Origin of the sequence: Mesorhizobium sp. WSM3860, from assembly GCF_002294995.1 — a bacterium.
Classification (GTDB): Bacteria; Pseudomonadota; Alphaproteobacteria; order Rhizobiales; family Rhizobiaceae; genus Mesorhizobium.
Genome location: NZ_NSGF01000002.1, coordinates 1 through 12,465, shown reverse-complemented (window position 1 = coordinate 12,465; position 12,465 = coordinate 1). Strand labels below are relative to the sequence as shown.

Sequence of the window (12,465 nt, the reverse complement as noted above, 5' to 3'; positions counted from 1 at the left end):
CCGCATTCCTTGCGAATAGAGAGACCGGCAGACCCGTCTCAAGCGGACCGAGCATGGTCCGTGTCCTCGTCGAAGTCGCGCTGCACCAGATCGACCAGCGCGCCGACCGCCTGCTCAGCGCCGTCGCCTCGCGCCCTTATATGCAGCACGGTTCCTTTCGGCGCCTTGGCCGCCATGACCTTGACGATGCTCTTGGCATCGAACCAGGGGCCGTTCGCGGCGACTGCCACCTCCACCTCGGCCGCGAACGACTTGGCGAGCTTGGTGAACTTCACCGAAGGGCGCGCGTGCAGGCCCACCTCGTGGGTGATCAGAACCGTGGCTTCGGCAGATGCGGACATTCAGTCGATTCCCGTTCACTCACGACGGCGACAATTCATGCGCCGTCGCGACCACTTCCTTGAGCGAGGCACCGCCCGAAGATTCCGTCGCCGCCATCACCGCGCCCTCGACGATCGGCGCGTTACAGACGACGATCTTTTGAGAGCGCGGCTCGCCGATCATCTCGACCGCCATCTCGCTGTTGGTCTCGGCGCCACCGAGATCGACCAGGATGGCGACGCCCGCTTCCGACCAGGCCTTCTCGATCGCGCCCATGATCGCCTCGACGCTGGTGCCGAGCCCGCCATGGCCGTTTCCGCCGCACCATGCAAGCGGCACTTCGTCGCCCACCATCTGGCGCACCATGTCGGCCGTGCCTTCGGCGACCAGCGGCGAATGCGAGACGATGACGATACCGACATTGCTCATCAAGAATCCTCGATCGCTTCAGCGATTGCGCGCACCAAGAGCGCGGTCGAGCGCGCCCCGGCATCCATATGCCCGATCGAGCGCTCCCCCAGGAAAGAGGCGCGCCCGCGGAGGGCCTTCATCGGCACGGTGGCCTCGGCCGCCTTGTCGGCGGCGTCTGCGATTGCGCCAGCCGTCTTGCCCTGCGCCAGTGCCTCATACACCGGCTGCAGCACGTCGAGCATCGTTTTTTGCCCCGGCTGCGATTTGCCGCGCGCCGAAACCGCCTCGATCGCCTTGCCCAGCGCCGCTGTCAGCGCGGCGCGGTCGGGCGTGGCGGACAGTTCCTTGCCGAGCGCCATGAACAGCGTGCCGAACAAGGGGCCGGAGGCGCCGCCGACGGTCATCACCAGCTTGGTGCCGACCGCCTTCAGCGCGTCCGGCAGCGGCTTTGCCGCGATTGCGTCCTTTTCGGTGCGCACCGCCTCGAAGCCGCGCTTCATGTTGAGCCCATGGTCGCCGTCGCCGATCGCCTGGTCGAGCGCGGTCAGCTCGTCGGCATGCGACGAGATCGTATCCGCAGTCGCCGCGATCAATTGTGAGAAATCGGATGCGGCCATCGCCTGTCCTTCACGCCGGGGCGAACATGGCCACCATGGCCGCGAACGCCTCGGCGACTGCAAACGCGCCCGGATCCGCTATGTCAAGCCGGCGGCCGATATAGGCCGAGCGCCCGGCCTTCGCCTTCTGCATCGCGGCAGTCGCCTCCGCGCCCCGCCGCGCGGCCGAAGCAGCCGCCTCCAGCCCGTTCGCGTCGAGCGCCTTGAGCGCCGGCTCCAGCGCGTCGACCATCGTGCGGTCACCGACCTTCGCGCCGCCGTAGAAGGTCATCCGGTCAAGGCCGGAGAGCAGCGCCTTGCTGAGCGGCGCGCCGCCGTTGAGCGACTGCGCCGCAGCCGTGAAGAAGATCGACAAAAGCACGCCGCTGGAACCGCCCATGGAAGTTCCCAATGTATCGCCGATTGTGGCGAGAGTTGCGGCCTTGTCCGCAAGCGGCAGCGTGTCGATCCGGTCGAGCACGCTGCGTGCGCCGGTCGCCACGGTCGAACCGGTGTCGCCGTCGCCGGCTTTGGCGTCGAGGTCATTCAAGGCCTCCTCGAGGGAGATCAGCTTCAAGCAGATCGCAGTGATCAGACGCTCGGCGCCGGCGTCGCGGCTAGCCGCTTTGGCGGTGTCGCGACCTGCCGGTTTGGCCGCGGTCACCACGACCGACTGGCGAACCGGCCGGGCCGGTAGCCAGGCATGCGGGCCGACCGGCGCCAGCAGCGCCGCCTCGCGCTCGGCCTCCAGTCTGATCAGCGACAGCGAGAACCCGTTCATGTTGAGCGCGGTCATCAGATGCCCGGGACCGATCGTCAGCGTCACCGCCTTTGCCAGCGGCGAGGCAAGCACCGCATTGGCGATCAGCGACATTTCGAGCGGCGGAACGGATCCGAGATTGTTGATCAGGAGCGCATAGCGGCTGCCGGCATCCAGCCGCGCCGCGAGGCGGTCGGCCATGATGGCGACAAGTGCGCCGGCGCTCTGCAAGGTTATGCGCTCCACGCCCGGCTCGCCGTGAATGCCGAGGCCGAGCTCGCCATCGTCGGCGCCGAAGCGGTCCTCGTGGGTCTGGCCCGGGATTGAGCAGGAGGAGAGCGAGATGCCGAGCGAAACGATGTCCTTTGCCGCTCCGCGTGCCGAGGCGGCGACCGATGCCAGATCATGGCCGGTCTCGGCGAGGTGCCCGGCGATCTTGTGCACGAACAGCGTGCCCGCGACGCCGCGCGGCTGTGCAATGTCGGGCAGCGCGATGTCGTCGCCGACGATCACCATCTCGACCGCAAAACCTTCGGCGCGCGCTTTTTCCGCGGCGAGGCCGAAATTGAGCCGGTCGCCGGTATAGTTCTTGACGATCAGCAGGCAGCCGGCCGGTCCGGTTGTTGCGCGGATTGCCGCCAGCACCGCCTCGACACTCGGCGAAGCAAAGATCTCGCCGGAGACTGCCGCCGTCAGCATACCGGCGCCGACGAAGCCGGCATGCGACGGCTCATGCCCCGCGCCGCCGCCGGAAACGACGCTCACCTTCGCCTTGTCCCAGTCGGCGCGCAGCACGACCTTGATCTCCGGATAGCCGTCGAGGCGCGCCAGAGTGCCGGAACCCGCGGTCGCTAGAAAGCCATCCAGCGCTTCGGTAACGATCGAGTCTTTGCGGTTGAAAAAGTGCTTCATGGATTTCGTCCAGTCCGTATCTGCGGGTCGTCAAAAAGTGCGGGTGCGCCGGCTACATCAATCTTTGCCCGTCCGAACCAAAATAAAGCGGCGAGCGATAGCGGATCGTCACTCTGTCCCCCTTTGCGAGCGGCGTGTCGGGATCGGTCAGCGTCACCAGCTTCTTCGCGCCAACCGTGACATGCAGATGGTTCTGGTCGCCGAGATGCTCGACCCAGTCGACGACGCCGTCGGCATGTCCGTTCGCCGCCTTCTCGATCGCGAGATGTTCGGTGCGCGCGCCGATCGTCGTCGTGCCGGTCGGCGCGCCGCCGTCGGGCAGCAGCCCTGCCGGCAAAAGGTTGATCGCCGGCTGGCCGAGGCGGGCGGCGACATGCAGGTTTGCCGGCTCGGAATAGATCGCGCGCGGCGTGCCGATCTGCACGAGCACGCCCTCGGAGAGGATGCCGATGCGGTCGGCCATGGTCATCGCCTCGATCTGGTCATGCGTGACATAGAGCATGGTGGCGCCGAGCTCGGACTGGATGCGCTTCAGCTCCAGCCTGAGATCGGCGCGCAGCTTGGCGTCGAGCGAGGACAGCGGCTCGTCCATCAGGTAGATCGACGGCTTGCGCACCAAGGCGCGGCCGATGGCGACGCGCTGCATCTCGCCGCCCGACAGCCTGGTCGAGCGGTTGTTGAGCTTGTGGTCGATGCGCACCATCCGCGCCACTTCTTCGACGCGGCGGCGGATGGCTTCCTCCGGAAAACGCCGCGCCGGCGAGCGCAGCGGGAAGGCGAGGTTGTCGAAGACCGAAAGATGCGGGTAGAGCGAATATTGTTGGAACACAAAGGCCGTGTCGCGCTCGGCCGGCGACAGCCCCGTCGCGTCGTGGCCGCCGATATGGATCGTGCCGCTGTCCGGCCGCTCAAGCCCTGCGATCAGCCTGAGCGTCGTTGTCTTGCCGGCGCCGGTCGGGCCGAGCAGCACGACGAACTCGCCATCCTTGATCTGCAGGTCGAGATCGCTGACCGCGGCGGTGTCGCCGAAGCTTTTGGTCACACCCTGAATCTGCACGTCAGCCATGGCGCGCCTCCGCTGTCTGCTCGTACATGGCGGTTTTCACCGCGCGTCCAGTGCCTTTCTCGAACAGCGACAGCCGCGCGCTGCTCAGCGCCAGCCCCACCTGCTCACCGGGGCTCAGATGGATGCCGGCGGCCACACGGGCCTTGATGATGCCGTCGGCGGTCTCGACGGCGACGATCTGCGTGGTGCCGAGATATTCGGTGCCGTAGATCGCGCCGCGCAGCTTCGAGGCGTCGTCGAAGCGGATGTGCTCTGGCCGGATGCCGAGCGCCATGTCGGCCGGCGCCACATCCTCGCGCACTTCCGGCACCGTCACCCTGGCACCCTGCACGACGATCTCTTTCGCACCCTTCGCGAGGCCGCCGCCGAACTTGAGGAAGTTCATCGGCGGCGAGCCGATGAACTCGGCGACGAACATCGTCGCCGGGCGGTCGTAGATTTCGCGCGGGCTGCCGAACTGCTCGATGACGCCATGGTTCATCACCGCGATCTTGTCGGCCATCGACATCGCTTCCATCTGGTCGTGCGTGACATAGACGGTGGTGGCGTGGATGCGGTTGTGCAGCTCGCGCAGCTCGTGGACCATCAGATCGCGGAATTCCGTATCAAGCGTGCCGAGCGGCTCGTCCATGAGGAAACACTTTGGACGCCGCACGATGGCGCGGCCGAGTGCGACACGCTGGCGGTCGCCGCCGGCAAGCCCGGAGACCGACTTGTCGAGCAGATGGTCGATGCGCAGGAGTTTCGCGGTTTCGTCAACGCGGGCGCGGATCTCGGCCGACGCCATGCCTTGCGCCAAGAGCGGGAAGCCGATGTTCTTGCGCACATTCATATGCGGATAGAGCGCGAAGAGCTGGAAGACGAAGGCGATGTCGCGCTCGCGCGCCCGGCGCATGGTGACGTCCTCGCCGCCGAGCAAGATCTTGCCGCCGGTCGGCAGTTCCAGGCCGGCGATCATGCGGAGCGTCGTCGTCTTGCCGCAGCCGGAAGGCCCGAGCATGACGAAGAACTCGCCGTCCTCGACGACGAAGTTGGAATCCTGCACGGCGACGAACTCGCCGAAGGCTTTCCTCAGGTTCTGAACGCGGATCTCGGCCATTTCTATTCCGGGAATTTCGAGACGACGATGAACATGGCGGTGCCGGCGAGCATGGTGACGAAGGAATAGCTGTAGAGCGACAGCGCGAAGGGCTGGAACAGCATCAGGAAGCCGATGGCGATGATCGCCGTGGCGATGTTTTCCATCAGGCGGCGTCTTGCCCAGCGTGGCCAAGAGGAGCGCTTGGAGACAACCGTGCGGCTCATGCGTTCCTCCCTTCCTTCTCCTCGTTTACGGGGAGAGATGGTTGCCAGGTGGTTCCCCCACTCCGTCGCTGCTTCGCAGCGCCACCTCTCCCCCCTCCGGAGGGAGAGGAAGGGAGCCTGGCTGAATGAAGTTCGCGCCCTTCCTCTACCCCGTCGATCGGGGGAGAGGTGTCGAGCGAAGCTCGACGGAGTGGGGGTCGACTTGTTCCCACATCAATCATTTGCGCACCGCGCCGAAGGTGATGCCGCGCAGCAATTGCTTGCGGAGCAGGATGGTGAAGACCAGGATCGGCACCAGGAAGATCGTCGTGCCGGCGGCCACGGCCGGCCAGTCCTGGCCGCCCTCGCCGATGATGGTCGGGATGAAGGGCGGCGCCGTCTGCGCCGTGCCGGAGGTCAGAAGTGCTGCGAAGGCATATTCGTTCCAGGCGAAGATCAGGCAGAAGATGGCGGTCGCGGCAATGCCGGTGGTGGCCTGCGGCAGCACGGTGCGCCAGAAGGCCTGCAGCCGCGTATAGCCGTCGATCATCGCCGCTTCCTCGTATTCGCGCGGGATCTCGTCGATGAAGCCCTTGAGCAGCCAGACCGCCAGCGAGACGTTCACCGCGGTGTAGAGCAGGATCATGCCGAGTGCGGTGTCGGAAAGGCCGAGCTCGCGGTACATCAGGTAGATCGGGATCGCGACGGCGATCGGCGGCATCATGCGCGTCGACAGGATGAAGAACAGGAGGTCGTCTGCCAAAGGCACCTTGAAGCGCGAGAAGCCATAGGCCGACAGCGTGCCGAGGAACACCGCGCAGAAGGTCGAGCCGAAGGCGATGATCAGCGAGTTGACGAAGCGCGGCAGGAAGTTCGAAGGCCCGGCGATCACCATGTTGCGCTTGCGCACCGTCTCGTCGCAGAAGCCGGTCGCCGGTCCGAGCGAGTTGATGTATTCCGGCGTCTGCCTGGTGCGGGTTGTGAACAGGTTGCAGTAGCCCTCGATGCTCGGCTGGAAGACGATCTTCGGCGGATAGGCGATCGAATCCGGCGGCGTCTTGAAGCTGGTGGCGAAGATCCAGAGCAGCGGCACGATCGAAATCAGCGCGTAGCCGACGACGAGCACGCCGGCGATCCGCTTCGAGTTGGTCGACGGTGCGACGACCGAATGGGCGGTGGTCAGGCTCATCTCTGCTTCACCTTGTTGAGCGCCTTGACGTAGATGTTGGCAAGGCCAAACACCGCGACGAACAGGATGATGGCGAAGGCCGAGGAATAGCCGGTGCGCCAACTTTCGAAGGCCTGCCGCTTCAGCGTGATCGAGGCGACCTCGGTGGTCGAGCCCGGTCCGCCGCCGGTGAGCAGGTTGACCATGTCGAACATCTTGAAGTTCTCGATGCCGCGGAACAGCACCGCCAGCATGATGAAGGGCAGCGCCATCGGCAGCGTGATCGACCAGAACTGCCGCCAGTTGGAGGCGCGGTCGACTTCCGCCGCTTCATAGATGTATTCGGGGATGGAGCGCAGGCCCGCGAGGCAGATCAGCATCACGTAAGGCGTCCACATCCAGGTGTCGACGATGATGATCGCCCATGGCGCCAGTTCGACATTGGACAGCATCTGGACATTCGTCGGCGGGATGCCGCTGAGGAACGAGACCGCATAGGCGAACAGCCCGATCTGCGGCTCGTAGAGGAAGCGCCAGAAATTGCCGACCACCGCCGGCGACAGCATCATCGGCACCAGGATGATGGTGGTCCAGAAGGCGTGGCCGCGGAATTTCCGGTCGATTAGCCAGGCGAGCGTAAAGCCGATCACCGTCTGCAGCAGGATCGTCCAGAAGACGAAATGCGCCGTCGTCTGCATGGCGATCCAGATGTCCTGGTCGCCTAGGATGCGCCGGTAGTTGGAAAGCCCGAGATTCTTCACCACTTCGTTCGGGCGGTTGGCGCGGTAATTGGTGAAGGAGAGGTAGATCGCCCAGAACAGCGGGAAGATGTTGATGGCCAAAAGCAGAAGGATCGTCGGCGAAATGAACAGCCAGGCGAGGCCCTTGTCGCTGATGCCTCGGATCCTCTTGGCCAACGGCTCCGGTGTGGCCCGGGCGACGTTGTCCGCGGTCCGATTGAGCATGGTTAGTCCTGCATCGGTCACTGGTCAGTCTCGGCGCTGGAATTTATCTGAACTGCGTCCCGTGCCAAGGGCGGCACGGGACGCACCTGCTCGGGAGGAGCCTTACATCTTGCCGTCGTCCTGGAAGATCTGCGTCCAGTCCTTGACGAGGCCGTCCAGTGCATCCTTGGGCGAGCCCTGGCCGGCGACGACATAATCGTGGAAGCGTTTTTGCGAGGCCTGCAGCAGCGGTGCGTAGCTCGGCTCTGCCCAGAAGTCCTTTACGATCGCCATGGAGTCGAGGAAGGCCTGCGCATAGGGCTGGCTGGACGGGAACTTCGGATCCTTGACGACGGAGTTCAGGCAGGAATAGCCGCCGAGCGTCCACCACTTGGCCTGCACGTCCTTGTTGGCGAACCACTTGATGTATTTCAGCGCCGATTCCTGCTTGTCGGAATAGGACACCACCGAGATGCCCTGGCCGCCGAGCTGTGCGAACTGGTTGCCGTCGGGACCTTTCGGATTGACGAAGTAACCGATCTTGTCGCCACCGACATTCTCGTCCTTCTGCAGACCGGGCCAGGTGAAGGCGAAGTTCATGTGCATTGCCACCTGGCCGGATTTGAAGGCGTCGACGCCTTCGCCCATGTAGCTGTTGGAGGCGCCGGGCGGCGTGCAGCAATCATAGAGCGCCTTGTAGAATTCCAGCCCCTTCACCGACTTCTCGGAATTGACGAAGCCGTCCATCTCATAGGGCTTCTTCGGGTTCTCGTACTGGAACCCGTAGCTGTAGAGCACGTCCATGGCGCCCATGGTGATGCCTTCCGAGCCGCGCTCGGTGTAGATCGAGGCGCCGTAGACGGTCTTGCCGTCGATCTGCCGCTTCTGGAAGAACTCGGCGATCTGCTTCAGCTGGTCGAAGGTCGTCGGCGGGGCGAGGTCCCAGCCATACTTCTCCTTGAACTCTTTCTGCAGCTCCGGCCGCGAGAACCAGTCCTTGCGATACGTCCAGCCGACCACGTCGCCCATGGCCGGCAGCGCCCAGTAGTTCGGCGTGTTCTTCGGCCATTCGGAATAGCCGACCACGGTCGCCGGCACGAAGTCGTCCATGCTGATCTTCTCCTTGTCGAAGAAGTCGTTCAGCTTGACGTAATGACCGTTCTCGGCCGCGCCGCCGATCCACTGGCTGTCGCCGATGATCAGGTCGCAGAGCTTGCCGTGTGAGTTCAGCTCGTTGAGGAAACGGTCGGCATAGTTGGTCCACGGCACGAATTCGAACTTCATGCCGATGCCGGTTTCCTTGGTGAAGTCCTTGGACAGTTCCACGAGCGCGTTGGCCGGATCCCAGGCCGCCCAGCAAAGCGTCAGGTCTTCCGCATGCGCGGCGTTCGAGACGGCGGTCGACGCGAGTGCCGCCGAGGCCAGTCCCAACGCCAGTTTCAAGGTCGATTTCATGCCTTACCTCCCATTTGCGAAACGCGTCCGGATGACGGTTTCAAAAGCCCTCACCCCTCGCTCCTCCGAGGGTCTGAACATGGCGCGCGCTGCGCCGCCGGTGTTTAGTAATTTGTTTAGTGATGCTCTTTTTACTAAACAACGCAAGCGAAATCGTTGCTGCGCCGCAACATGACGAAAGCGGTGCTTGAAATCGTTGGGAAATAGTTGTCGGCCGCCTCGGCGGCTCGTGCTTCAGCCGGCTACTTGACGATCTTCGGGCTCACCGTGACCGGCCGGATCGGCGGCGCCGGAGGCAGCAGCTCGCGAATGTCGGCAAAGGGGAAGATGGGCTCGAACCGGAACGCCTCGGCCAGCGCGCCGGGCGCGCCGTTGCATTGGCCGGCGCGGAATTCGTTCTGCGTGCGCGCACCGTTGAGATAATGCTCGGGCGCCTGTGAGCGATGCGCGAGAATCGCCTGCGCCTTGAGGTCCCAGTGGCTGGAAATGTCGACGTAATGCGTCGGCGAAAAACCGGTGCCGCCGAGCGTGTCGGCCTGCAGCACCGGCACCGCGAAGGACGCCGCGATGCGCACGCCATCCGACAGCGCGCGGTGGTCGCCGTGATAGTCGTTCGGCGCATGCGTGATCGCCAGATCGGGTTGCACCTCGCCGATCAGCGCCTTGAGTGCGCCGATCAATGCGGCATCCGCAACCAGCGCGCCGTCGAGGAAATCGAGGAAACGCGGCGTGACGCCGAGCAGGCCGGCCGCTTCGGCGGCTTCCTCGCGCCGGATTTTGACAAGCGCCTCCGGATCGCCCTTGCCGCCCTTGGCGCCGTCGGTGGCTATCGCAAAAGTCAGCTCTGCGCCTAGCGCCGCATAGGCGGCCATCGTACCGAACATGAATATCTCGATATCGTCGGGATGAGCCCCCAGCGCCAGTATCTTCACTTCTACTCTCCCGGAAACGGAACGTGCCGAACGGAATCCTGCTCGCCCTGATCGCCTATGCAAGCTACTCATGCAGCGACGCCGTCATCAAGAGCCTGGGCGGGCAGTTCACCGTCTTCGAGATCGGCTTCTTCGTAACCTTGTTTGCCGGCTGTTTCCTGTTCTTCACAAGGCCTGCCGATGAGCGCTGGCGCGACTTCTGGCGCACCAGCCGGCCCTGGGCCGTGCAGGCCCGCGCCTGGGCAGGCATCGCATCGGGCGTGCTCAGCGTCTATGCCTTCACCACCATCCCGCTGGCGGAAGTCTACGCCTTGATTTTCCTGGCGCCGTTGTTCGTCACCATCCTCTCCACTCTCATCCTGAAGGAGAAGGTTGGGCCGTGGCGATGGCTTGCCGTGGTCGCCGGCTTTGCCGGCGTCATGCTGGTCGTCAGGCCGGGTTTTCGCGAACTTCATCTCGGCCACCTCGCGGCCTTTGCCATCGCCTTTCTTGCCGCCGCCAGCGTCATCCTGATGCGGTCGCTGGCGCAGCAGGAGAAGCGCACGACGATGCTCGGCGTGCTCGTCGGCTATGGCCTGCTCTTCAATGGCCTCGGTGCCGCGGCAACGTCGTTCGCCTTGCCGGATGGCAAGCAGTTGATCTGGCTGGTCATGGCCGGCGCCTTCACCGCCTGCGGTCAGCTGTTGCAGCTTGTCGCGGCCAAATACGCGCCTGCCAACCGTATCGCGCCGACGCATTATTCGCAGATCGTCTGGGCGGTGGTGCTGGGCTCGTTGTTCTTCCGGGAAGATCCCGACCTGCTGACGCTGGCGGGCCTTGCAGTGCTCGGCGCCTCGGGTCTGCTGACCATGGTTCGCGAGGAGGTACGGCTGGGCACCGTGCGCTGGAACCCGTTCACGCGCACCAGGCTTTAGGCAATTGGCGGACAGGTTGCGCGCTCACCTTGGCCGCTGATATGCGGGCGCCATGAACAGAGGAATTTTGCCGGAACTTCCGGTATCCGCCGTGCTGCCGGCGCTCGGCGAGGCGCTCGCCGGGCGCAACAGCGCCGTGCTAGTGGCGCCTCCCGGCGCCGGCAAGACGACGCTGGTGCCGCTGGCGCTGCTCGACGCGCCCTGGCTCGGCGAAGGCAGGATCGTGCTGCTGGAGCCGCGCCGGCTCGCGGCCCGCGCCGCGGCGCGCCGCATGGCCGAGCTTCTCGGTGAGGAGCCTGGCGGTACAGTCGGCTTTGCGATGCGCATGGAAAACCGCACCTCGGCGCGGACAAAGATCCTCGTCGTCACCGAAGGTGTTCTGTCGCGCATGATCCTCGACGATCCGGAACTGCCCGGCGTTTCCGCGGTGATCTTCGACGAGTTCCACGAGCGCTCGCTCGACGGCGATTTCGGCCTCGCGCTGGCGCTCGACGTTCAGGGCGCATTGCGGCCGGATCTGCGCCTGCTGGTGATGTCGGCGACGCTCGACGGCGCGCGCGTCGCAAAACTCCTGGCCGGGGCGCCGGTGATCGAAAGCGCGGGCCGCGCCTATCCGGTGGACATCCGCTATGACGAGCGGCCGGCCGGCGTGGCCATCGAGGATGCTATGGCCAAGGCGGTTCGCTCGGCTTTAGCCATCGAGCAGGGCAGCGTGCTCGCTTTCCTGCCCGGACAGCGCGAGATCGAGCGCACGGCGGAGCGGCTCGAGGGCAATGTCGCGGCCGACACCGATATCGTCCCGCTCTACGGCCAGCTCGACACCAGGGCGCAGGACGCGGCGATCAAGCCGGCGCCGCCCGGCCGGCGTAAGATCGTGCTGGCGACCTCGATCGCCGAGACCTCGATCACCATCGACGGCGTGCGCGTCGTCATCGATTCCGGTCTGTCGCGGCTGCCGCGCTATGAGCCGGCGAGCGGCCTGACCCGGCTGGAAACGGTGCGCGTCAGCAAGGCTTCCGCCGACCAGCGGGCCGGCCGCGCCGGACGAACGCAGCCGGGCGTCGCCATCCGCCTGTGGCGTGCCGAGCAGACGGCGGCGCTGCCCGCCTTTACACCGCCGGAAATGCTCGAGGCTGACCTTTCCGGCATGTTGCTCGACTGCGCCGCTTTCGGCGTCGCCGATCCGTCGAGCCTGTCCTTCCTCGATTCGCCGCCGGTGCCGGCGCTCAACGAAGCGAGGGTGTTGCTCAAAGCGCTGCATGCTATCGACGACGCCGGCCGGCTGACGGAAGTGGGCGCTGAGATGCGCAAGCTCGCTCTGCCGGTGCGGCTCGCGCATATGGTGGCAGAAGCGGCTCGGATCGGGCAGGCGCAGGAAGCCGCGACGCTTGCCGTGCTTTTGACAGAGCGCGGCCTTGGCGGCGACAGCGCAGATTTGGAACGGCGGCTGATCCGCTTTCGCACGGAAAAATCGCCCCGCGCCAGTGCCGCCCGGCAACTCGCCGCACGCCTGGCCAAACCCTCCCCCTCGCGGGGAGGGTCGGCTCGCACGCTGAGCGGCGCTCAGCGCGCGAGACGGGGAGGGGTCGCCGATGGCATGCCCGAACCGCCCCCCCCCCCCAACCCCGCGGCGGGAGCCCCACCCCCCCAAGGGGGGGGGTAAAACGCCCGCGCCGGGCCCCAAAAAACCAAGCCCGCAGCG

General features: G+C 65.4%; 12 protein-coding genes and 1 pseudogene. 2 read left to right on the top strand and 11 right to left on the bottom strand.

Going from position 1 to position 12,465, the window contains the following annotated elements; translation table 11 throughout:
- Window positions 1-38 precede the first annotated feature (38 nt).
- From CK220_RS03995 to CK220_RS03945, 11 genes are all read right to left on the bottom strand, one after another.
- The gene (locus CK220_RS03995; protein ID WP_095810313.1) at window positions 39-341 is read right to left on the bottom strand and encodes an HPr family phosphocarrier protein; all 303 of its coding nucleotides are present in this window, start codon (window positions 339-341) and stop codon (window positions 39-41) included.
- A gap of 19 nt (window positions 342-360) precedes the next feature.
- Entirely contained in the window at window positions 361-750 is a 390-nt protein-coding gene (gene dhaM, locus CK220_RS03990; protein WP_095810312.1) for a dihydroxyacetone kinase phosphoryl donor subunit DhaM, read from the bottom strand.
- Window positions 750-1,349, bottom strand: coding sequence for a dihydroxyacetone kinase subunit DhaL (dhaL, locus tag CK220_RS03985; protein ID WP_095810311.1), 600 nt, complete (start codon window positions 1,347-1,349; stop codon window positions 750-752). Before dhaL ends, dhaM begins: the two co-directional genes overlap by 1 nt.
- Before the next feature lie 10 nt (window positions 1,350-1,359).
- Window positions 1,360-3,000 (bottom strand): dihydroxyacetone kinase subunit DhaK, encoded by a 1,641-nt coding sequence (locus tag CK220_RS03980; protein WP_095810310.1) that lies wholly within the window; start codon window positions 2,998-3,000, stop codon window positions 1,360-1,362.
- 52 nt (window positions 3,001-3,052) lie between these two features.
- Entirely contained in the window at window positions 3,053-4,066 is a 1,014-nt protein-coding gene (locus tag CK220_RS03975) for an ABC transporter ATP-binding protein (protein ID WP_095810309.1), read from the bottom strand.
- Window positions 4,059-5,165, bottom strand: coding sequence for an ABC transporter ATP-binding protein (locus CK220_RS03970; RefSeq protein ID WP_095810308.1), 1,107 nt, complete (start codon window positions 5,163-5,165; stop codon window positions 4,059-4,061). The genes CK220_RS03975 and CK220_RS03970 overlap by 8 nt, the downstream gene beginning before the upstream one ends.
- Window positions 5,166-5,167: 2 nt before the next feature.
- On the bottom strand, window positions 5,168-5,371 hold the full coding sequence (locus CK220_RS03965) for a hypothetical protein (protein WP_095810307.1): 204 nt from the start codon (window positions 5,369-5,371) through the stop codon (window positions 5,168-5,170).
- A 217-nt stretch (window positions 5,372-5,588) separates the two neighbouring features.
- Window positions 5,589-6,539 (bottom strand): carbohydrate ABC transporter permease, encoded by a 951-nt coding sequence (locus CK220_RS03960; RefSeq protein WP_095810306.1) that lies wholly within the window; start codon window positions 6,537-6,539, stop codon window positions 5,589-5,591.
- Window positions 6,536-7,483, bottom strand: a complete 948-nt coding sequence (locus CK220_RS03955; protein WP_095810705.1) for a sugar ABC transporter permease — start codon at window positions 7,481-7,483, stop codon at window positions 6,536-6,538. Before CK220_RS03955 ends, CK220_RS03960 begins: the two co-directional genes overlap by 4 nt.
- Window positions 7,484-7,585: 102 nt before the next feature.
- Complete coding sequence (locus tag CK220_RS03950) at window positions 7,586-8,917, bottom strand: extracellular solute-binding protein (protein WP_095810305.1); 1,332 nt, start codon at window positions 8,915-8,917, stop codon at window positions 7,586-7,588.
- 242 nt (window positions 8,918-9,159) lie between these two features.
- Window positions 9,160-9,849, bottom strand: a complete 690-nt coding sequence (locus CK220_RS03945; RefSeq protein ID WP_095810304.1) for a PIG-L deacetylase family protein — start codon at window positions 9,847-9,849, stop codon at window positions 9,160-9,162.
- A gap of 23 nt (window positions 9,850-9,872) precedes the next feature.
- Here CK220_RS03945 and CK220_RS03940 point away from each other — a divergent pair, with 23 nt between their 5' ends.
- Both CK220_RS03940 and hrpB read left to right on the top strand, forming a co-directional pair.
- Entirely contained in the window at window positions 9,873-10,763 is an 891-nt protein-coding gene (locus tag CK220_RS03940) for a DMT family transporter (RefSeq protein ID WP_095810303.1), read from the top strand.
- 52 nt (window positions 10,764-10,815) lie between these two features.
- Window positions 10,816-12,303: pseudogene (gene hrpB / locus CK220_RS03935) on the top strand (ATP-dependent helicase HrpB); the annotation flags it as partial.
- Window positions 12,304-12,465: the final 162 nt, after the last annotated feature.